The organism is Streptomyces beijiangensis (assembly GCF_017315755.1).
Lineage (GTDB): Bacteria > Actinomycetota > Actinomycetes > Streptomycetales > Streptomycetaceae > Streptomyces > Streptomyces beijiangensis.
Genome location: NZ_JAFLRJ010000147.1, coordinates 1 through 21391, shown reverse-complemented (window position 1 = coordinate 21391; position 21391 = coordinate 1). Strand labels below are relative to the sequence as shown.

Below are 21391 nucleotides of genomic sequence, written 5' to 3'. Positions count from 1 at the left end.
CCAGACCTCGGCCTCCTGGCCCGATGCGATGCCCGGCCAGGAGGCCGAGGTCTGGTTGCCCGCCTGGTCGTAGGCGTACGTCTCGGTCCAGTCGGCCGCCTGCACCCCCGTGACCCGGCCTGTCGTGTCCAGTTCGAAATGGCGGGCGCCGTTGAGCTGGTCCTCGACGCAGGTGAGGTTGCCGTCGGCGCGATAGGCGTAGGCGCGTGCCTGGACGCTGTCGCCGTCCGCCGCCGTGAGCCGCTGACCCGTGACGCGTCCCATCGCGTCGAAGTCGTGGGTGAGGGACAGCTCCTGGCCGATGTGCCGGGCCAGCTCACGGCCCGCGAGGTCGTGCGCGAAGGCCACGGTCCGGCCGGAGGTGACCAGTTCGGTGCAGTTGCCCGAAGCGTCGTACGTCCGTGTGCTGGCGGCGCCCGCGGGTGTGACGCGGCCGGTGCGCCGGCCCAGGACGTCGTAGGAGTACGTGAGGGTACGGCCGTTGACGGTCTCCGACAGCGGGCGGCCCGCCCGGTCACGCCGCACGGTCAGCACTGCGTCGGGGCCCTCCGCCCGGGCCAGCCTGCCCGACGCGTCGTAGGCGTAGGTCGTGACCGCGCCGCCCGCGTCCTTGGACACCGGACGGCCCAGCACATCGCGCTCGAAACGGATCGTCTCGCCGGACGCCGTCACCAGGGTGAGCAGCCGGCCGGCGGCATCGTGCTCGTAGGACAGCGTCCGGCCGTCGAAGTCCGTCTCGGAGACCAGTCGCCCGGCCGCGTCGTACACGTAATCCCAGTTCATCCCCTGGGGATTGGCGACCTGGGTGAGTCGCAGCTGTGTGTCGTACGCGAAGCTGTGGCGGACCCCGTCGGGGCCGGTCCTGGCCGTCACCAGATCGAAGTGGCCGTATTCGTAGCGGGTGACGCCGCCCATCGTGTCCGTATGGGTGGTGCGGTTTCCCTCGCCGTCGTACGTCCACGACTCCTGGCTGCCGTCCGGGGCGGTGCGGCGGCTGGCCCGGCCCTCCACCGTCCATTCCATGCGGGTGACGGCCCCGAGCGCGTCGGTGAAGGTCGTCGGGCGGCCGAAGGCGTCCCGTTCGTACCGGGTGACCGCGCCGAGCGGATCGGTGAACTCCATCGGCAGACCTGCGGAGTTGCAGCGCACGCCGGTGGCTTCGCCCAGGGCGTTGACGGCCCGGGAGATCTGCCCCCGCTCGTCGTACACGAAGCGCATCGCCGCCCCGGACGGGTCCGTCACCTCGGTCCGGTTGCCGCGTGCGTCGAAGACCTGAGTGGTCAGCGCCCCGTCCGGGTGGGCGATCGTGACCGCCCGGCCGTTCTCGTCGCGGCCGATGCTCGTGTACGTGCCGTCCGGTCCGACGACCATCACCGGACGCCCGGCGTCGTCGTACGCGAAGCCCGTGGTGCGGCCCAGCGGATCGGTGACCGCCACCGGACGGTCGCCGTCGTCGTAGGTGGTGCGGGCGATCCCACCGTCGGGGCCCTTCACGGCGACCACCCGGAGATCGCCGTCGATCAGGTAACGGGTCGTGTGGCCGAGGGAGTTGGTGAACTCCGTGATCCGGTGACCGGTCTCCGGGTCGGTGGAGTCATAGGTGTACGTGGCGCGGAGATGGCCTGCCTCGCCCGTCTGGTACGTGCAACGGTCCTGCTCGTCGTAGACGTAGGAGTACGTGGAGCCGTTGGTGTCCGTCCAGGCCGCCATCCGGCCGAGCGCGTCGTTGGTGTAGACCGTGGGCAGGCCGGAGGACCTGGTGACCGCGGAGAGATGGCGCTCACCGTCGTATCCGAAGCGCACCAGCTCGATGTCCCCTGCGGGGTCGGCCAGGTGCAGGGCGGTGATCCTGCCGTCCTCGGTGCCGATCCTCAGGTGGTAACCGGCGCTGTGCACGATGGCCGCCGGGGCCCCCTCGGTGTCGTACTCGAAGGTGAGCCACTGGCTGGAGCGGTCGGTGATCTGCTCCAGCAGGGCCGTGCCGCCCGCGCCCGGCGTCCCGAAGTGCCAGCTGCGCCCGCTTTCGGGGTCGGTGAGGGTGTACCCGGTGTCCGCGTCGCCGGTGAGCGGCTTGCGGGCGCCTTCGGCCGGGAACACGGCGGCATCCGGCCCCGGCGGGTGCGGGTAGGAGAGCACCGTGCCGTTCTCGGCGAAGTACAGGACGCCCGCCTCGCCGATCTCAAGGCGCTGGTCGGCGGTGCTCGCCCAGGCGGGCCCGAACCAGCCGCCGAACCGGTAGGAGGACTCGTACGCGCGCGAGAAGATCAGCGGCAGCAGCGCGGGCAGTGTGACGTCGGTCCGGGACATGAGGACCCGGCCGGTCGCCATGTCCACCGGGTCGTTCTCACAGACCTTCTTCGAAGGATCGCGGCCGAGGTCCTTCTCCCTGCCGTCCAGGTCCGTGCGGGAGTCCGACGCAGAACCGGGGTGCTCGCGCGGCGCGTGCGGAAGGTCCTTCTCGCCGCTCTTGAGGATCTTGTCGAGTTCGCGGGCGTGTTTGGCGTCCGTCTCCGCGGTGTCCTTGGCCACCTTCTTCAGCTTGTCGCCCGCCGAGTGGTAGAGGTCTTTGACGGCCTTCCCCGCGTCCTCCCCCACCGTCTTGCCCAGCTTGGCCGCACCGTGCTCCAGCGCCTTGACGATCGGATTGCTCATTCGAAGGTCATCCCTGCCGTCTTCGTCCGGAACATCTCCGCGTGACCGGCCACCGTCTCGGCGTGGCCGTGCATCAACTCGGCGCGCTGGTGGAGCAGTTCGGGGTGGATCTCGAATCCGGTACCGGCCGATGGACCGTCGCCGGAGACTCCGAGCGCCGACTCGGCGGCCTCGAACATCAGGCCGCTCACCGCCCGGCCCACCACCTCCACGAAGGGATCGATGGCGGCCTCGATCACCTGCCCGATGATGTACTGCTCCAGCTGCTGGACCAGGAAGTCCACCAGCTTCTCCGCCGCTTCGATGATCAGCGCCACGGCCGCCTCGGCCAGGCCGAACGTCGCCACCGCCGCCGCCTGGTCCGCCACGAACGTGGCGGCGAGGATCACCAGTTCCGCGATGACCTCGACCTTCATGGCCACGATGACGTCGGCGCCCACGTCCAGGGCGGTGGCCACCACATGGCAGGCCTCGATCATCTCGGTCATATGACCGTCGGAGAGCTGCGCCCACTTGGCGAGGAGGGCCTCGTACGACGCCCCCTGGTACACATCGGCCAGCTTCTTCACCGTGCCGGTGGAGTCCTGGTGCGTCTCGTCCAGCTTGGTCGCGAACTCCCTTACATGCGTGGCGAATTCGCGGACCTTGTCCTCGTTCACCGTCGGCCAGTTCACCCCGATGAACTGGAGGAACGAGACCACTTCCCCTGGCAGCTCGATCGCCACAACGCCCCCGTAGGCACAAGCGGACACCAATCGCACCGAAGGTAGAGCCTGCAAGGGCATGAACGAGCAAAGCCCGTTCCCGGAAAGCACCAAGGTGACTTTCCGGGAACGGGCTTCGCGGGGAACCCCCGTCTACGGGGGTCCCGTCAGCCGAATACGGCCAGGCTCTTGGCCTTGCCGTTCTGGTCCTCGACGAGCGCGAGCAGCTCCCCTTCGGGACCGAAGACGGCCACCGCGCCCGGCGGGTACGCCGGCATCTCCAGCCGCACACCGTTCAGCAGCAGCCTGGCCCGCTTCTCGTCGACGTCCCAGCGCGGGAAGGCGGCCGTGGCGGCGTCCGCGACGGGCATGACGGTCAGCTCCTCCTGGAGCTGGTCCAGGGTCCTGGCCGAATCGATCTTGTACGGACCGACGCGCGTCCGGCGCAGGGCCGTCAGATGCCCGCCGACGCCGAGCCCGGCGCCCAGGTCACGGGCGAGGGCGCGGATGTACGTACCCGAGGTGCAGACGACCGAGACCACCAGGTCGACGACGGGGGTGCCGTCCTCGGCGGTGGCCTGCCTGACGTCGTACACCTGGAAGGAGGAGACGGTCACCGGACGGGCCGGGATCTCGAACTCCTCGCCGCCGCGCACACGCGCGTACGACCGCTTGCCGTCGATCTTGATGGCGCTGACCTTGGACGGCACCTGCATGATGGCGCCGGTCAGCTCGGCGACACCGGCGTCGATGCCCTCACGGGTCACACCGGAGGCGTCCGTGGAGGAGATGAACTCGCCCTCGGCGTCGTCGGTGATCGTGTCCTGGCCGAGGCGGATCGTACCGAGGTACTCCTTCTCGGTCAGCGCGAGGTGCCCGAGCAGCTTGGTGGCGCGCTCGACGCCGAGGACGAGCACGCCCGTGGCCATCGGGTCGAGGGTGCCCGCGTGGCCCACGCGGCGGGTCCTGGCGATCCCGCGCATCTTGGCCACGACGTCGTGCGAAGTGAAGCCGGACGGCTTGTCGACGATGACAAGGCCGTCCGGCGTCTTCTCGTTCTGCGAGCTCATTCTGAGGCGTCGTCCTCGTCCGGAGCCTTGTACGGGTCCGCGTCACCGGCGTACTTGGCGCCCGAGGACACCTCGCGCACCCTGGCGTCCTGGGCCCGTGCACGGTCGAGGAGGTCCTCCATCGCCTTGGCGTTGTCGGGCAGTGCGTCGGCCATGAAGGTCAGGGTCGGCGTGAACTTCGTCCCCGCCGCCGCGCCCACCGCCGAGCGCAGAACGCCCTTGGCGCTCTCCAGGCCCGCTGCCGCACTGGCCCGGTCCTCGTCGTCGCCGTAGACCGTGTAGAAGACCGTGGCCTCCCGCAGATCGCCGGTGACCCGGGTGTCCGTGATGGTCACGTGCGTACCCAGGCGGGGGTCCTTGACCCCGCGCTGCAGCTTCTCGGCCACCACCTCCCGGATGAGGTCCGCCAGCTTCTTTGCCCGCGCGTTGTCGGCCACTGGTCCGTCTCCTTCTTCGCCTTGCTCAGTCGTCTTCGTCGCCGTGCAGCCGCCGTCTCACGGACAGCAGCTCCACCTCCGGCCGGGCGGCGACGAGTCGCTCGCACCGGTCGAGTACTTCTTTGAGATGCCCCGTCTCCCCGGAAACCATCGCAACACCGATCTCGGCCCTGCGGTGGAGGTCCTGGTCGCCGACTTCAGCCACGCTCACCGCGAACTTGCGGTGGAGCTCGGCCACGATCGGCCGGACGACGGAGCGTTTCTCCTTCAGCGACCGTACGTCGCCTAGGAGCAGATCGAAGGACAGAGTCCCCACGTACATGTGTGTCCGGATGTCCCGCCGGTGCGGGTTCGTGCCCCGCCAACCGCTTGGCAGGGACACAAGAACCGTACACGCAACGGCCGGGGCCGCTCGACGGAATAATCTCCGCCGGGCGGCCCCGACCGATGCAGTACGGGTCAGTCACACGGACTAGCCGCGCGGCTTCTCGCGCATCTCGTACGTCGCGATGACGTCGTCGATCTTGATGTCGTTGAAGTTTCCGAGGTTGATACCGCCCTCGTAGCCTTCGCGGATCTCGGTGACGTCGTCCTTGAAGCGGCGCAGACCCGAGATGTTGAGGCTCTCGGCGATGACCTTGCCATCGCGCAGGAGCCGCGCCTTCGTGTTGCGCTTGACCTCGCCCGAGCGGACCAGGACACCGGCGATGTTGCCCAGCTTGGACGAGCGGAAGATCTCGCGGATCTCCGCCGTACCGAGCTCGACCTCTTCGTACTCCGGCTTGAGCATGCCCTTGAGGGCTGCTTCGATCTCTTCGATCGCCTGGTAGATGACCGAGTAGTACCGGACGTCCACACCTTCGCGGTCGGCCATCTGCGCGGCACGCCCTGCGGCGCGCACGTTGAAGCCGATCACGATCGCGTCGGAGCCGGTCGCCAGGTCGATGTCCGACTCGGTGACCGCACCCACACCGCGGTGCAGGACGCGGATGTCGACCTCTTCGCCGACGTCGAGCTGGAGCAGCGAAGCCTCGAGGGCCTCCACCGAACCGGACGCGTCGCCCTTGATGATGAGGTTGAGTTCCTGCACCAGACCGGCCTTGAGCGCCTCGTCCAGGTTCTCCAGGGAGAACCGGACACCCTTGCGGGCGAAGCGGACGTTGCGCTCACGCGCTGCACGCTTCTCGGCGATCTGACGGGCGGTGCGGTCCTCGTCGACAACCAGGAAGTTGTCGCCGGCACCCGGGACGTTGGTGAGACCGAGGACGAGGACCGGAGTCGAGGGACCCGCCTCTTCCACGTTCTCGCCCTTGTCGTCGAGCATGGCGCGCACTCGGCCGTAGGCGTCGCCCACGACCATCGTGTCGCCGACCCGCAGCGTTCCGCGCTGGACCAGGACGGTCGCGACGGCGCCGCGGCCCTTGTCCAGGTGGGACTCGATCGCAATACCCTGCGCGTCCTGCTCCGGGTTGGCCCGCAGGTCGAGCGAGGCGTCGGCGGTGAGGACGACGGCCTCGAGGAGGGACTCGATGTTGAGGCCCTGCTTGGCGGAGATGTCGACGAACATCGTGTCGCCGCCGTACTCCTCGGCAACCAGACCGAACTCGGTGAGCTGACCGCGCACCTTGACCGGGTCGGCACCCTCGACGTCGATCTTGTTGACCGCGACCACGATCGGCACGTTGGCCGCCTTGGCGTGGTTCAGCGCCTCGATCGTCTGGGGCATCACACCGTCGTTCGCCGCCACCACGAGGATCGCGATGTCGGTGGACTTGGCACCACGTGCACGCATGGCGGTGAACGCCTCGTGACCCGGGGTGTCAATGAAGGTGATCTTGCGGTCCTCGCCGTTGACGACGGAGGAGACCTGGTACGCACCGATGTGCTGCGTGATACCGCCGGCCTCGCCCGCAACGACATTCGTCTTGCGGATCGCGTCCAGAAGTCGGGTCTTACCGTGGTCGACGTGACCCATGACGGTCACGACCGGCGGACGCGAGACCAGAGCCTCTTCGCCGCCCTCGTCCTCGCCGAACTCGATGTCGAAGGACTCGAGCAGCTCGCGGTCCTCCTCCTCGGGGCTGACGATCTCGAGGACGAAGTTCATCTCGTCCGCGAGCATCCGCAGCGTCTCGTCGGGGACGGACTGCGTAGCAGTGACCATCTCGCCGAGGTTCATCATCACGCCGACGAGCGACGCCGGGTTGGCGTTGATCTTCTCGGCGAAGTCGGTCAGCGAGGCACCGCGGGACAGACGGACGGACTGTCCGTTGCCGCGGGGCAGCATGACGCCGCCCACCGACGGAGCCTGCATCGACTCGTATTCCTGGCGCCTCTGGCGCTTCGACTTGCGACCACGACGGGCGGGCCCGCCGGGACGGCCGAAGGCACCCTGTGTGCCACCACGGGCACCGGGACCACCGGGACGACCCTGGAAACCGGGACGGCCGCCGAAGCCACCGCCACCGCCGGGAGCGCCACCGCCACCGGGACGACCGCCGAAGCCGCCGCCACCGCCACCGGGACGACCGCCGCCGCCGGGACCTGCCGGACGGCCTTGGAAGCCACCGCCGGCCGGACGGCCCGCGCCTGCTGCGCCGCCGGGGCGGCCGGGGCCGCCACCGGGACCACGGCCACCGGGGCCGCCACCGGGACGAGGGGCAGCAGCGGGACGCTGCGGCATCATGCCGGGGTTGGGACGGTTGCCTGCGGGAGCACCACCAGGTCGCGGGGCGCCGCCCTGCGGACGGGGCATGCCACCCGGGCTCGGACGGCCGGGGCCGCCCTGACCCTGCGGACGCGGGGCGCCGCCGGGGCCGCCCTGCGGACGCGGGGCGCCGGAACGCTCGCCACCGGGGCGGTCGCCGCCGGGACGCGGGGCGCCTGCCGGACGGGGCGCACCGGGACGGGCCATGCCCGTGGAGCCACCAGAGGTGAAGGGGTTGTTGCCCGGACGGGGACCGGCCGGACGTGCGCCGGGACGCGGGGCGCCCTGGCCTGCGGGACGGGCGGGACGCTCTGCGCCGCGCTCGCCACCACGTGCCGCGCCACCCTGGGCGCCGTCACGCTGGCCGGCGGCCGGAGCCGGACGGGCAGGCGCGGGGCGCGGGCCGGGAGTGGCACTCGCGGGACGCGAGGCCTGCTGCTGCTGGGCAGTGGCAGGCGCGGGCTGGGCCGGCTCCGGGGCCGAGAACTCGGCGACCGGGACCGGAGCCACCGGGGCGGGCTTGGTCACGACGGGCTTGGGGCCCGGACGCGGACCGGCAGCCGCCGGTGTGGAAGGCGCCGCAGCAGGGGTGCTGGGCGCGCTGGGGGCGCTGACCTCGGGGGCCTCGGCGGCGGCCGGCTTGGCAGCCGGGACGCCGGGCTTGGGGGCAGCGGGACGTGCCGCAGCTGCCGGGGAAGGCGCTGCGGGCTTGGCAGGCGCGGCCTTGCGGGGCGCGCCAGGCTTTGCAGCGGACTTGCCGGCGTTGCCGCCGGGCCCCTGCAGTGCGTCAGTCAACTTGCGTACAACCGGCGCCTCGATCGTCGAGGACGCCGAACGTACGAACTCACCGAGTTCTTGGAGCTTGGCCATGACGACCTTGCTCTCCACCCCGAACTCCTTAGCGAGTTCGTATACCCGGACCTTAGCCACTTCGCTCCTTTTAGGTCCGGGTTTACGGCCGGACCGTCGCTACTTCATGGGCGTACTCATCGCGTACTCATCGAGTGCTCATCGCAATCTCGACCTACTTCCAACTCGCGAGGTACCTGACCGCACGGGGTCCCGTGCCGTTCTCTTCTTACGGTGTTGCCGACTCGACGTAATAGCGCAATGTCTCGCAGTCGAGCGGACCCTGGACCTTGAAGGCCCGGGGAAACGCCCGGCGGCGGAGCGCCAGGTCGAGACAGACCGAGGCGGGGTGCAGATATGCACCCCGGCCGGGCAGCGTACCGCGCGGATCAGGGGCACAAGTGCCCTCGACCGCGACGATGCGCAACAGATCGCTCTTGGCCGCTCGCTCCCGGCAGCCCACACAGGTTCGCTCAGGGCACGCGGGAGTATGCGTACGGCCAGACACGGTTAAGTCTACCTCCCCGTACCGACCTCACCCATTTGGGGGAAGAATCGAACGGTTGTTGTGGTGCGACGAATGGATCAGTCGCGGTCTTCGGCGTCCCCGGGCTGCTCGGCGTCGGAACGGATGTCGATGCGCCAGCCGGTCAGCCGCGCGGCGAGCCTGGCGTTCTGACCCTCCTTGCCGATGGCAAGGGAGAGCTGATAATCGGGCACCGTGACCCGGGCCGAGCGTGCGTCGAAGTCCACGACCTCGACCTTGCTGACGCGGGCCGGCGAGAGGGCGTTGGCGACCATCTCGGCCGGGTCGTCCGACCAGTCCACGATGTCGATCTTCTCACCGAGAAGCTCGGCCATGACATTGCGCACACGGCTGCCCATCGGGCCGATGCAGGCACCCTTGGGGTTGAGGCCTGAGCGCGTGGAGCGCACGGCCATCTTGGTGCGGTGGCCCGCCTCACGGGCGATCGCCTCGATGACGACGGATCCGTCGGCGATCTCGGGGACCTCCAGCGCGAAGAGCTTGCGCACCAGGTTCGGGTGGGTGCGCGAGAGCGTCACGGACGGACCGCGGACGCCCTTGGCGACGCGCACGACGTACGTACGAAGACGCAGTCCGTGCGTGTACTCCTCGCCGGGGACCTGCTCCTGCACCGGCAGGATGGCCTCCAGCTTGCCGATGTCGACCAGGACGTTCTTCGGGTCCCTGCCCTGCTGCACGACGCCCGCGACGACATCACCCTCGCGGCCGGCGTACTCGCCGAACGTCAGGTCGTCCTCGGCGTCGCGAAGACGCTGCAGGATGACCTGCTTGGCGGTGCTCGCGGCGATCCGGCCGAAGTCGCCAGGAGTGTCGTCGAACTCCTTGGGCTCCTGACCCTCTTCGAGGTCCGCCGGGTCCTCCTTCGCCCAGACCGTCACATGGCCGTTCTCACGGTCGAGCTGCACGCGCGCCTGACGGCGGGCACCCTCGGTGCGGTGGTACGCGATGAGGAGGGCCGACTCGATCGCCTCGGCCAGCTGGTCGAAGGAGATCTCCTTCTCCTTCGCCAAGCCCTTCAGAAGCTTTACGTCGATGTCCATGGCTACGCCTCCTCTTCCTTCTCGTCGTTCTCGTCGTTCTCGTCGTGCTCGTCGTGCTTGTCTTTGCGGCTGAATTCCAGCTCGACACGGGCCTTCGCGATGTCCGCGAAGGCGACGCGGCGGGCGGTGGGCTTGCGCCCCTTCACGCCCGGCACCTCAAGGTCGAGCCCCTCGTCGTCCACGGCCAGGACACGCGCGACCAGCTCATCGCCGTCGGTCAGCGTCAGCTTGGCCAGGCGGCCGGTGTTGCGTACGTAGTGGCGGTGCTCGGTCAGCGGGCGGTCGGCGCCCGGCGAGCTCACTTCGAGGACGTACTCGCCCTCACCCATGACATCGCTCTCGTCCAGCAGCGCGGAGATCTCGCGGCTCAGCTCGGCGCAGAGATCGAGCTCCACGCCCTCTTCCGAATCCACGATGACGCGCAGCATGCCGCGGCGGCCGGCCCGGGACACCTCGATCTCTTCCAGATCCAGGTCCTTGGCGGCGACGAGCGGTTCCAGCAACCCGCGCAGCCTCTCGCTCTGGGTGGTGCTCATCCGGGTGACTCCTCGGCCGCGTCTGCTGTTGTGGGTTTGTCGCGTGTCAGGTCAAAGGGTATCCGGTCCCGGGGGGTGTTGCCGTCCTCCGGCCCCCGGCCCGCAGGTACGCTCGCCTGCGGTGATCACTTCGAGGGGCCGAGGGAGACACGTGCCGCGCACGGGGACCACACGCAGGCGTGTGCTGAGCCTGACGGGGGCGGGGCTGTTCGCCGCCGGGTGCTCGGCGGGAAAGCCGGAGAAATCCGTGCCCGCGGCGCCTCCGGCACCCGATCCCGAGACCGTGATGCGGAACCGTTCCGCCACCGCGAGCCGGACGCTGCTCGGACAGTACGACGCCGTCCTCGCCCGGCACCCGGCCGCTGCTCAGCAGCTGCGGCCGCTGCGGGAGGCCGTCGCGGAACACGTCAAAGCCTTCGCCGGCGCTTCCGCCGCGCCCCCCGCTGCCGCCGCGGTCTCCGCCGACCGGGGTGCCGCCGTGAAGGCGCTGGCCGCCGCCGAGCTGCGTACCGCCGCCGCGCACACCGCGTCGCTGGACACCGCCCCCGCCGAACTGGCGCGGCTGCTGGCCTCGGTGGCGGCCGCGGGAGCGGTCCACGCGTATCTGCTGACCGGGGGGACGGACCGATGAGCGCTCTGGAGGCGGCTCAGGCCGCGCTGGCCGCGGAACACGCCGCCGTGTACGGGTACGGGGTCGTGGGCGGCCGGATCCGCGAGGGGCGACGGGACGAGGCACGGCAGGCGTACGCCGCCCACAGGGCCCGGCGGGACGGCCTGGTCCGCACCGTGCGCGACCTGGGCGGCACGCCGGTGGCGGCAGGCGCCGCGTACACGCTGCCGTTCGCGGTGACGGGCCCGGACGCCGCGGTGCGGCTGGCGGCCGTCCTGGAGGACCGGGTCGCGGACGTCTACTCGGACCTCGTACGGGCGGCCGGCGGCCCCCTGCGGCGCGAGGCCGCGGACGCGCTGCGGGAGTCCGCGGTGCGCGCGGTGCGGTGGCGGGGCGGCGGCAGCGTAGCCTTTCCTGGGCTCGTGGAGCGCACCGCTGGAAAGGGAACACCGCACGTATGACTTTCGAACCGCCGCAGCGGCTTGTCCGGACGCTGGGCGAGACATACGGGGACGCGGTTGCCGCGAAGTGGCTCGGCGAACTGCCTGATGCCACCCAAGTCGCCGTCTCCCGACGGAAGTTGGACGTGGAGCGGGTGCAGTCCCCCGGTGGTCGCAGCAGCCTGGTCCTGCTCGTACGGCAGCAGGACGGCACGCCTGCGGCCCTGAAGGTCGCCCCGCCGTTCGCCCGTCCCGATCTGGAGCGGGCCGCACTGGCGCACTGGAACGGCTGGGGTACGGCGCAGCTCCTGGACGGCGCATCGGCGGACGGCTCGCTCCTGCTGGAGCGCCTGCGCCCCGAGGTCTCCCTGCACTCCCTCCCGGAGGCGAAGGCGCTTCTGGAGGCGGCGGGGACGGTACGGCGGCTGTGGGTGGAGCCGCCCGCGGACCATCCCTTCGAGACGGTCGAGGAGCGCACGGCGCGCCAGGCCGATGCGATGCGGGCGACGGCGGGGACCGCGGAGCCGGACGCTCTGGCGCTGGTGGACGCGGCGCTCGCCGCCCGGGCCGAGCTGGTCGTCTCGCCGCCCGAACTGGTGCTGCTGCACGGCAACTTCAGGCAGAGCAAGGTGCTGGGAGCGGAGCGGTCGCCGTGGCTGGCGGTCGGGCCGGAGCCGGTGGTGGGCGAGCGGGCGTACGACCTCGCGCGGCTGGTGCGCGACCGGGTCGAGGACCTGGTCGCCGCGGCGGTCGGCCCCTCGTCGACGCGGCGGCGGGTGAACCGGATGGCGGACTCGCTGGATGTGGACCGGGCGCGGCTGCTGGGGTGGACGCTGTTCCGGGCAGTGGAGTCGGGTGTACGGGCGCTTCGGGCGGGGCGCCGCCAGGACGGCGAACTCCTCCTGGAATTCGCGGGCTGGCTGTAGCCCCCTCAATCGCCGGAGGGGCTTGATTTGCCCAGGTGGGCATTTCAAGCCCCTCCGGCGATTGAGGACAAGCGGCCGGAGGCCGCGTGCGGGGGGTCCGGGCCGAAGCCCTCGCCCCCCTTTCGCGCTACGCCGTAAGGCGGGCAATCGCTTCCTCGACCGTGAGCTCTTCCCGCTCACCCGTGCGGCGGTCCTTCAGCTCCAGGACGCCCTCGGCCGAGCGCCGGCCCGCCACCAGGATCTGCGGCACACCGATCAGTTCCGCGTCCGTGAACTTCACGCCCGGGGAGACGCCGGGGCGGTCGTCGACCAGGACCCGGACGCCCACCGCGTTCAGCTGCTCCGAGACGGACAGCGCCAGCTCCGTCTGGAGCGCCTTGCCCGCCGCGACGACGTGCACGTCGGCCGGGGCGATCTCCTTGGGCCAGGACAGGCCCTTGTCGTCCGCCGTCTGCTCGGCGAGCGCCGCGACCGCGCGCGAGACGCCGATGCCGTAAGAGCCCATGGTCACGCGGACCGGCTTGCCCTGCTGGCCGAGCACGTCCAGCTGGAAGGTGTCCGCGTACTTGCGGCCGAGCTGGAAGATGTGGCCGATCTCGATCGCGCGGTCCATCTTCAGGCCGGTGCCGCAGTTGGGGCAGGGGTCGCCCTCTTCGACCACGACGACGTCGATGTAGTCGTCGACCTCGAAGTCGCGGCCCGCGACGACGTTCTTCGCGTGGGTGTCGGGCTTGTTGGCGCCGGTGATCCACGCCGTGCCGGCCGCGATGCGCGGGTCGGCGATGTAGCGGACCTTGTCCAGGCCCTGGGGGCCGACGTAGCCGCGTACGAGATCGGGGCGGCCCTCGAAGTCCTCGGCCGTGACGAGCTCGACGACCGCCGGGGCCAGCTGCTCGCCCAGCTTGCCGAGGTCGACCTCGCGGTCGCCCGGGACGCCGACGGCGACGATCTCGCCGTCGATCTTCACCAGGAGGTTCTTGAGGGTCGCGGAGGCGGGGACGCCGAGGTGGGCCGCGAGGGTCTCGATGGTCGGGGTGTCGGGGGTGTCCAGCTCCTCGACCGCGCCGGGGGCGTCCGCGGGGGCGACAGCGGCCTTGAAGGTGACGGCCTCGGTGTTGGCCGCGTAGTCGCAGTTCGGGCAGTCGACGAAGGTGTCCTCGCCGGCCGCGGCGGGGGCCAGGAACTCCTCGGAGGCCGAGCCGCCCATCGCGCCGGAGACGGCCGAGACGATGCGGTGGTCGAGGCCGAGCCGGTTGAAGATCTTGATGTACGCGGCGCGGTGCAGCGCGTACGACTCGGCGAGGCCCTCGTCCGTGGTGTCGAATGAGTACGAGTCCTTCATCTGGAACTCACGGCCGCGCAGCACGCCGGAGCGCGGACGCGCCTCGTCCCGGTACTTGGTCTGGATCTGGTAGAGCATCACCGGCAGGTCCTTGTAGGACGAGCACTGGTCCTTGACCGTCTGCGTGAAGATCTCTTCGTGGGTGGGGCCGAGAAGGTAGTCGGCGCCCTTGCGGTCCTTGAGGCGGAACAGCAGGTCGCCGTACTCCGCCCAGCGGCCGCTCGCCTCGTACGCCTCCTTGGGCAGGAGGGCGGGGAGCAGCACCTCCTGGGCTCCGATGGCGTCCATCTCTTCCCGTACGACGCGGGAGATGTTGTCCAGGACCTTCTTGCCCAGCGGCAGCCAGGACCAGATGCCGGCGGCGTTGCGGCGGACGTAGCCGGCGCGGACCAGCAGCTTGTGGCTGAGCGTCTCGGCGTCCGCCGGGTCGTCGCGCAGTGTCTTGACCATCAACTTGGACATGCGCTGGACCTGGGCCATGTGACAACTCCTGCTCGGAAAGGGTGGTAGCAGGAGGTTAACCGGGGCCGCGACGCGGGCGGTAATTGGTTTGCGGCTGTCAGAGGCGGCGGAGCGGGAGGGGTGCGCCCATCACCGCGTACGGGAGCGCGGCCGAGGGGAAGTGGACCTGCTCGGCCAGGTCCTCGTAACCGAGCGACCTGTACAGCAGGCGGGCCGGGCTCTCGGTGTCGATGGCCGACAGGATCGAGCGCGGCTCCTCGACGCCGTCGGTGATCGAGGTGATCAGGCGGCGGCCGACCCCGCGGCCCTGGAAGGCGGGGTGGACGTGCAGTTCGGTGATCACGAAGGTGTTGTCGAGCCAGCCGTCGGAGCCGTTCGTGCGGAGGTAGGGCTCGACGACGGTGGACCACCAGTGGTTGCGGTCGTTGGGCATTCCGTAGACGAAACCGACGAGCCTGCCGTCGAGGGCCGTCGCGCCGAGCGCACGGGCACCGGGGTTCAGGAGGTGCCGCTGGACGATGTGGCGGCGTACGCCGATCTCGTCCGCGCTGAGCCCGAAGGCGAGTGCCTGTACGGAAAGAGCCTCGTCCACACGCTCGGCGAGGTTGACCGGACCGACCACGACGTCATCCACCATGCCCGGCACCCTACGACAGCTCGGCGTCAGTACGCCTCGAAGCCGTCACGGAAGACCGGAAGCTTCTCGCCGGCCTCGATGGGCAGGTGGAAGCGGTTCTGGCGCGGGGGCATCGGACAGTTGTACTGGATGGAAAAGCCGCAGGGCGGCACGAAGGCGCGGTTGAAGTCGAGGACGACCCGGCTGCTGCCCTCCTCGTGGTGGACGAAGAGGAAGCGGCCCGCGCCGTACGTGGAGACTCCGTTGGTGGGGTCGCCGAAGACCAGCAGCAGCGTCCCGTCGTCGTCGAAGGCGCTCAGCGTGTACGGGGTGCCGTCCACGGTGAGGCTGATGTCGCCGGGGACGGCGAGCTCGCGGGTGCCGCCGTTGTCACGGATGTGCTCGAAGGCGACCCTGCGGGCGTCGGCCACGGGGGTGTAGTCGGCCTCCAGGACCCATTCGGAGCGGTACGGGAAGACGTCGGTGTGGTCGAAGTGCTCGATGGCGGCGGACTTCGCGTCCCAGAAGCGCAGGGCGAACTCGGGCTCGCCGGTGGCGATGTCCGTGCGCTCGACCGTGGTGACCGTCACACTCTCCGGCTGGTCGGCGAGGGCCGCGTCGAGGTCGGGGCGCTCCCCCGGGGCCAGCCACCGGGTCTCGACGAGGGCGAGGTTGCCGGTGGGCGCGGTGAGCGAGCGGAGCCGCTCGGCCTGCCACTGCTCCCAGGCCTGCAGGGCGGCGGGGTCGGCGGGTGACTTCTCAGGCATGACGTACTCGCTCACATCGGTGGGCTTCGGAACAGGACAGCTTCAGAGCGGGACAGCTTCAGAACAGGACACTCATGAACGCACCGGTCTCGCGGAAGCCGACCCTGCGGTAGGCGGCGCGGGCGGCGGTGTTGAAGTCGTTGACGTACAGGCTGACGACCGGGGCGACATCGGCGAGCGCGAAGTTCAGCACGGCCGCCATGCCGGTCTTGGAGAGCCCGCGGCCGCGGTGCTCGGGGGCGACCCAGACGCCCTGGATCTGGCAGGCCCGTACGGTGGCCGCGCCGATCTCCGCCTTGAAGAGGACCTGGCCGTTCTCGATACGGGCGAACGAGCGGCCCGCGCCGACCAGTTCGGCCACCCGCGCCTGGTAGAGCAGTCCGCCGTCGCCGGCCAGCGGGGAGACGCCGACCTCCTCGGTGAACATGGCGACACAGGCCGGCATGATCACGTCTATCTCGTCCTTGCCGATGCGGCGGACCAGCGGATCGGGTCCGACCTCGGGCGACGGCTGTTCGGTGACCATCAGCGGCTGGTGCGGGCGGACGTCACGCGCAGGGCCCCAGCTCGGCTCCAGGAGCTTCCAGAGCAGCGCGGTGGCCTCGGCGGGGCCGACGATGGAGGAGCAGCGGCGGCCGCTGCGGCGGGCTCGGTCGGCGAAGGCGCGTACGGCTTCGGGGGTGGCGCAGATCGGGACGAGGTTGGCGCCGGAGTAGCAGAGGGAACGGAGCCTTCCGTTCTCGTACCAGCCCCACATCTCGCCGCCGAGCCGCCAGGGGTCGAGCCCTGCCACCTGGACGCGGGAGGTCACGAAGGCGTTGGCGACGGGCTCGCTGTACAGAATGGCGAGCACGGCGTCGAGGTCGCCCGGGTCCAGGACCCTGGTAGTGGTCTGCGTCAACACGGGGGTGCCTCCATCACTCCTTACGGGCAACGACAGGAGTCGCACGATTCGCTACTTTCATCCCACCGGGCTGGTTCCAACCCGGCTGATGTCGATCGCGTAAGACCTGATCGTTCGTTGAGCAATCGAGCAGCGTGAGTCAGGAATCCATCTCGCCCGCGAGGTGGAGGGTTCAAACCGTCTGCTGATCTCCAGGCACTCTACCTGGAGGGGCTGAAGCGGACCGCTCGTGCGAAGGACCGGACCCCGCCTCCGGAGAGGGGCCCGGTCCTTCGTCGTACAGCCGCCGTCAGCTGATCGAGACCTCGGGCTCGCCGCTCATCACGCCGTCCTTCTCCATCTGCTCGGCGATCTTCATCGCTTCCTCGATGAGGGTCTCGACGATCTTCGACTCGGGGACCGTCTTGATGATCTCGCCCTTGACGAAGATCTGGCCCTTGCCGTTGCCGGACGCGACACCGAGGTCGGCCTCGCGGGCCTCGCCGGGGCCGTTGACGACACAGCCCATCACGGCGACACGCAGCGGCACCTCCATGCCTTCGAGACCCGCACTGACCTGGTCGGCCAGCTTGTAGACGTCGACCTGGGCGCGGCCACAGGAGGGGCAGGAGACGATCTCCAGGCGGCGCTGCTTGAGGTTGAGCGACTCCAGGATCTGCAGGCCGACCTTGATCTCTTCGACGGGCGGCGCCGAGAGCGAGACGCGGATGGTGTCGCCGATGCCCTCGGAGAGCAGCGCGCCGAAGGCGACCGCGGACTTGATGGTGCCCTGGAAGGCGGGACCTGCCTCGGTCACGCCCAGGTGCAGCGGGTAGTCGCAGGCTGCCGCGAGCTGGCGGTAGGCGTTGACCATGACGACCGGGTCGTTGTGCTTGACCGAGATCTTGATGTCGCCGAAGCCGTGCTCCTCGAAGAGGGACGCCTCCCAGAGCGCGGATTCGACGAGCGCCTCGGGCGTGGCCTTGCCGTACTTCTTCAGCAGGCGCGCGTCGAGGGAGCCCGCGTTGACGCCGATGCGGATCGGGGTCCCGCTGTCGCGCGCGGCGTGCGCGATCTCCTTGACCTTGTCGTCGAACTGCTTGATGTTGCCCGGGTTCACCCGGACCGCGGCGCAGCCGGCGTCGATCGCGGCGAAGACGTACTTCGGCTGGAAGTGGATGTCGGCGATGACCGGGATCTGCGACTTGCGCGCGATGGTGGCCAGCGCGTCCGCATCGTCCTGGGTCGGGCAGGCGACGCGCACGATCTGACAGCCGGAGGCCGTCAGCTCGGCGATCTGCTGCAGCGTGGCCCCGATGTCGGAGGTACGCGTCGTGGTCATGGACTGCACGGAGACGGGAGCGTCACCGCCGACGGCGACCGTGCCGACCTGGATCTTGCGGCTGACCCGTCGTTCGGCGAGCTTGGTCGGAACGGCCGGCATTCCGAGAGAAATCGCAGTCATGCGGTGTGCATCCCCAAGGTGTGGATCGAGGTCCCGAGATCAGCGGGCTTCGGCTTCCGAGATTACGTCACCGGGAGCCTCATCAGCGCACCGCGGTGCTGAATCCGTCCAAACGTGAACGGCCGGACACAAAGGGTGCCCGGCCGTCCCCAAATGTTCTTTCCTAGGTGATTTTGACGGGGTTGACGATGTCCGCCACCAGCACCAGGACGGTGAAGCAGATGAAGATCCCCGCCACGACGTAGGCGACCGGCATCAGCTTCGCCACGTCGAAGGGGCCGGGGTCGGGGCGCTTGGTGATGCGGGCGAGGTTGCGCCGCAGCGATTCCCATAGGGCGCCCGCGATGTGCCCGCCGTCGAGCGGCAGCAGCGGCAGCATGTTGAAGAGGAAGAGCGAGAGGTTGAAGCCGGCGAGCAGGAACAGCATCATCGCGACCTGGTTCTCCGCGGGGACGTCCAGGTTCATCACCTCGCCGCCGATACGCGCCGCGCCGACGACTCCGACCGGCGAGTCGGCCTTGCGCTGACCGCCGTCGAAGGCCGCGTCCCAGAGGTCGGGGATCTTGGTCGGCAGGGCGATGATCGAGTCGACGCCGTTGGAGATCATGTCGCCCATGCGGCTGACGGAGTCGCCGAAGGAGAGCGCCTGGATCTCGGTGGACGCGGCGAAACCGAGATATCCGGCCGGTACGTACTGATCGGCCACGGCGTCACCGTTGGAGTCCTTCTTGACCACCATGTTCTTGGCCAGGACGGGGTGCAGCTCCAGCTGCTTGCCGTCGCGCTCGACCGTGATGGTGGCCTTGCCGATGGTGTTGCGGATGTGGTCCGAGAGCTGCGACCAGTTGGTGACGGCCGCCCCGTCGAAGGCGATGATCCGGTCGCCCGTCCGCAGGCCCGCGGCCTTGGCGGGCGAGACCGCGTCGCCCTTCTTGCAGGTGTCGCGGTTCTCGCTCTGCGAGATGACGCAGTCCTGGACGCCGGCCACCTTGGTGGTCTGGGTCTGGAAGCCGAAGCCCATCGCGACGCCCATGAAGATCACCACGGCGAGGATCAGGTTCATGAACGGCCCGGCGAACATCACGATGACGCGCTTCCAGGGCTTGCGCGTGTAGAACAGCCGCGACTCGTCGCCGGGCTGGAGCTCCTCGAAGGCCGCCGAGCGGGCGTCCTCGATCATGGAGCGGAACGGCGAGGACGAGCGGGCCTCGATCTTTCCGTCGGGTCCCGGCGGGAACATCCCGATCATGCGGATGTAGCCGCCCGCGGGGATCGCCTTCACCCCGTACTCCGTGTCGCCCTTCTTCCGCGACCAGATGGTCGGGCCGAAGCCGACCATGTACTGCGGTACGCGGATGCCGAACAGCTTGGCCGTCGACAGGTGTCCCAGTTCGTGCCAGGCGATCGAGAAGAGCAGCCCGAAGGCGAAAATGACGATGCCGAGGACCGACAACAGAATCGTGGTCATGCGCGAGCCTCCGCTGTGGCCTTCTGGGCGAGTTCACGGGACCGGGCACGTGCCCAGGTCTCCGCTTCCAAGACGTCCGCGACCGTGAGAGAAGTTCCCGACGTGGGAACTCCGTGTTCTGTCACGACCGCCGTGACCGTATCCATAATCCCGTTGAAGGGCAGCCGTCCCGCGAGGAACGCCGCCACGCACTCCTCGTTCGCCGCGTTGAAGACCGCCGGTGCAGTGGAGCCGAGGCCCCCGACGTGGCGGGCGAGGCCGACCGAGGGGAAGGCCTCGGTGTCGAGCGGGAAGAACTCCCAGCTCGACGCCTTCGTCCAGTCGAAGGCGGGCGCCGCGTCCGGGACGCGCTCGGGCCAGCCGATGCCGATCGCGATGGGGCCGCGCATGTCGGGCGGGGTGGCCTGGGCGAGGGTCGAGCCGTCGGTGAACTCGACCATGGAGTGCACGTACGACTGCGGGTGCACGACGACCTCGATGCGGTCGAAGGGGATGTCGTAGAGGAGGTGCGCCTCGATGACCTCCAGGCCCTTGTTGACCAGCGTGGCCGAATTCACCGTGATGGTCGGACCCATCGCCCAGGTCGGGTGGGCGAGTGCGTCCTCGATCGTGACGTCCGCGAGCTCGGCCCTCGTACGGCCGCGGAAGGGGCCGCCGGACGCGGTGACGATCAGCTTCCGTACGTCGGAGCGCTTGCCTCCGGCCAGGGCCTGGAAGAGCGCGGCGTGCTCGGAGTCGACCGGGATGATCTGGCCCGGCTTGGCCAGGGCCTTCACCAGGGGGCCGCCGACGATCAGCGACTCCTTGTTGGCGAGGGCGAGGGTGCGGCCCGCTTCGAGGGCGGCGAGGGTGGGGGCGAGGCCGATCGAACCGGTGATCCCGTTGAGGACGGTGTGGCAGTCGGACGCCGCGAGGTGGGTGGCCGCGTCCGGTCCGGCGAGGATCTCGGGGAGCGGATCGTTTCCGTACTGTGCGCGCAAGGCCTCGCGCAGTACGGGCACGGCGTCCTCGCGGGCCACCGCGACGGTACGTACACGCAGCTGCCGAGCCTGCTCGGCGAGGAGAGCGACCCGGCCGCCCGCGGCGGAGAGCGCGGTGACCCGGAAGCGGTCGGGGTTGCGGAGGACCAGGTCGATGGCCTGGGTGCCGATGGACCCGGTCGAGCCGAGAACGACGATGTCCCGGCTCCCTTCGGACGCGTCGAAGGCGATGTGCGGGTCGGCGAGGGGGGCAGGGCTGTCGCTCATGCCCCCATTCTTGCCGCATCGGCTGTGCGGACGGACAGGGGCGTCAGTTCTCGGCCGCCTGGAATTTCTTCCACTGGGTGTCGAGGACCGTTCGGGGCACGCCTCCGATGTCCTTGGCGGAGAGGATCGACGCCCGGAAGGAGAGCGTGGTGGAGCCGGATCGGACAACGGTCAGATACGTGTAGAGCTTCAGCTTCCCCTTGACGTCGAGGACCGTGAAGCGGAAGGCCTTCGCCTCGTCACCGATGGCCGGGGCCTTGAGAGTCTCGACCTTGAGGTACTTGGCCCTGGCCACGGCCCGCTCCTCGGTGAAGCCGGCCGCACAGGCGGTGCCCGCCTTGGTGAGGGCCTGCATGACGCGGGCCGCGTTCCCGTCGGCGTACGACCTGAGCTGGACGTCGACGCTCTCGCCGAGCATCTCGTCGGGGTTGTCGACCGTGCGGTTGACCTCGGCGGCGGGGGCCGCGTACTGGCCGGTGCCTTCCTTGAGGCTGACGAGGGGCCGGCAGGTGGCGGGGGCGGCGGTGTACTCGTCCCTGAAGGGGCCGTCGAGGGTGGGTTCGGACGCGGTGTACGGACCGACGGCCTCGCCCTCGGTGAGGGAGGCGGCGGTGAGCTGGGGT

General features: G+C 69.9%; 20 protein-coding genes. 3 read left to right on the top strand and 17 right to left on the bottom strand.

What is annotated here, in order from left to right:
- The 9 genes from J0695_RS16205 to rimP form a co-directional block, all read right to left on the bottom strand.
- On the bottom strand, positions 1-2652 hold a 2652-nt coding region (locus tag J0695_RS16205), incomplete at its 3' end, for a DUF6531 domain-containing protein (RefSeq protein ID WP_242552736.1).
- Positions 2649-3377 carry a WXG100 family type VII secretion target gene (locus tag J0695_RS16200; protein ID WP_206962758.1) on the bottom strand — a complete coding sequence of 243 codons (729 nt, stop codon included), beginning with the start codon at positions 3375-3377 and terminating at the stop codon, positions 2649-2651. The genes J0695_RS16200 and J0695_RS16205, both read right to left, overlap by 4 nt.
- A 146-nt stretch (positions 3378-3523) precedes the next feature.
- Positions 3524-4426: a tRNA pseudouridine(55) synthase TruB gene (gene truB / locus J0695_RS16195; protein ID WP_206962757.1), complete on the bottom strand. Its 903-nt coding sequence runs from the start codon at positions 4424-4426 to the stop codon at positions 3524-3526.
- A complete protein-coding gene (gene rbfA, locus J0695_RS16190) occupies positions 4423-4863 on the bottom strand; it encodes a 30S ribosome-binding factor RbfA (RefSeq protein WP_206962756.1) in 441 nt (146 codons plus the stop codon). Before rbfA ends, truB begins: the two co-directional genes overlap by 4 nt.
- A 25-nt stretch (positions 4864-4888) precedes the next feature.
- Complete coding sequence (locus tag J0695_RS16185; protein WP_206962755.1) at positions 4889-5185, bottom strand: DUF503 domain-containing protein; 297 nt, start codon at positions 5183-5185, stop codon at positions 4889-4891.
- 150 nt (positions 5186-5335) lie between these two features.
- Complete coding sequence (gene infB / locus J0695_RS16180) at positions 5336-8500, bottom strand: translation initiation factor IF-2 (RefSeq protein WP_206962754.1); 3165 nt, start codon at positions 8498-8500, stop codon at positions 5336-5338.
- A gap of 148 nt (positions 8501-8648) precedes the next feature.
- Complete coding sequence (locus J0695_RS16175; protein ID WP_206962753.1) at positions 8649-8927, bottom strand: YlxR family protein; 279 nt, start codon at positions 8925-8927, stop codon at positions 8649-8651.
- Positions 8928-9004: 77 nt separating this feature from the next.
- Complete coding sequence (nusA, locus tag J0695_RS16170) at positions 9005-10006, bottom strand: transcription termination factor NusA (protein WP_206962752.1); 1002 nt, start codon at positions 10004-10006, stop codon at positions 9005-9007.
- Positions 10007-10008: 2 nt separating this feature from the next.
- On the bottom strand, positions 10009-10542 hold the full coding sequence (gene rimP, locus J0695_RS16165) for a ribosome maturation factor RimP (RefSeq protein WP_206962751.1): 534 nt from the start codon (positions 10540-10542) through the stop codon (positions 10009-10011).
- A 181-nt stretch (positions 10543-10723) separates the two neighbouring features.
- On the opposite strand from rimP, the gene J0695_RS16160 reads away from it, so the two are divergent.
- Genes J0695_RS16160 through J0695_RS16150 form a run of 3 tightly spaced genes read left to right on the top strand, consistent with a single transcriptional unit; the run spans position 10724 to position 12518 of the window.
- Positions 10724-11173, top strand: a complete 450-nt coding sequence (locus J0695_RS16160; RefSeq protein ID WP_307798653.1) for a hypothetical protein — start codon at positions 10724-10726, stop codon at positions 11171-11173.
- Entirely contained in the window at positions 11170-11613 is a 444-nt protein-coding gene (locus J0695_RS16155; protein ID WP_206962749.1) for a ferritin-like domain-containing protein, read from the top strand. The genes J0695_RS16160 and J0695_RS16155 overlap by 4 nt, the downstream gene beginning before the upstream one ends.
- A complete protein-coding gene (locus J0695_RS16150) occupies positions 11610-12518 on the top strand; it encodes an aminoglycoside phosphotransferase family protein (RefSeq protein ID WP_206962748.1) in 909 nt (302 codons plus the stop codon). The genes J0695_RS16155 and J0695_RS16150 overlap by 4 nt, the downstream gene beginning before the upstream one ends.
- A gap of 127 nt (positions 12519-12645) precedes the next feature.
- Here J0695_RS16150 and J0695_RS16145 read toward each other — a convergent pair whose 3' ends face one another.
- From J0695_RS16145 to J0695_RS16110, 8 genes are all read right to left on the bottom strand, one after another.
- Positions 12646-14340 (bottom strand): proline--tRNA ligase, encoded by a 1695-nt coding sequence (locus J0695_RS16145; RefSeq protein WP_206962747.1) that lies wholly within the window; start codon positions 14338-14340, stop codon positions 12646-12648.
- A gap of 79 nt (positions 14341-14419) precedes the next feature.
- Positions 14420-14959: a GNAT family N-acetyltransferase gene (locus J0695_RS16140; RefSeq protein ID WP_206962746.1), complete on the bottom strand. Its 540-nt coding sequence runs from the start codon at positions 14957-14959 to the stop codon at positions 14420-14422.
- Between the two features lie 26 nt (positions 14960-14985).
- A complete protein-coding gene (locus J0695_RS16135; RefSeq protein WP_372445777.1) occupies positions 14986-15720 on the bottom strand; it encodes a DUF1684 domain-containing protein in 735 nt (244 codons plus the stop codon).
- 43 nt (positions 15721-15763) lie between these two features.
- Positions 15764-16609, bottom strand: a complete 846-nt coding sequence (locus J0695_RS16130) for a GNAT family N-acetyltransferase (protein ID WP_206962744.1) — start codon at positions 16607-16609, stop codon at positions 15764-15766.
- 289 nt (positions 16610-16898) lie between these two features.
- Positions 16899-18053: a flavodoxin-dependent (E)-4-hydroxy-3-methylbut-2-enyl-diphosphate synthase gene (gene ispG / locus J0695_RS16125; RefSeq protein ID WP_206962743.1), complete on the bottom strand. Its 1155-nt coding sequence runs from the start codon at positions 18051-18053 to the stop codon at positions 16899-16901.
- Between the two features lie 163 nt (positions 18054-18216).
- Positions 18217-19521, bottom strand: coding sequence for a M50 family metallopeptidase (locus J0695_RS16120; RefSeq protein ID WP_206962742.1), 1305 nt, complete (start codon positions 19519-19521; stop codon positions 18217-18219).
- Positions 19518-20768 carry a 1-deoxy-D-xylulose-5-phosphate reductoisomerase gene (gene dxr / locus J0695_RS16115; RefSeq protein ID WP_206962741.1) on the bottom strand — a complete coding sequence of 417 codons (1251 nt, stop codon included), beginning with the start codon at positions 20766-20768 and terminating at the stop codon, positions 19518-19520. The genes J0695_RS16120 and dxr overlap by 4 nt, the downstream gene beginning before the upstream one ends.
- Before the next feature lie 43 nt (positions 20769-20811).
- A partial coding sequence (locus J0695_RS16110; RefSeq protein WP_206962740.1) for a hypothetical protein occupies positions 20812-21391 on the bottom strand: 580 nt, incomplete at its 5' end.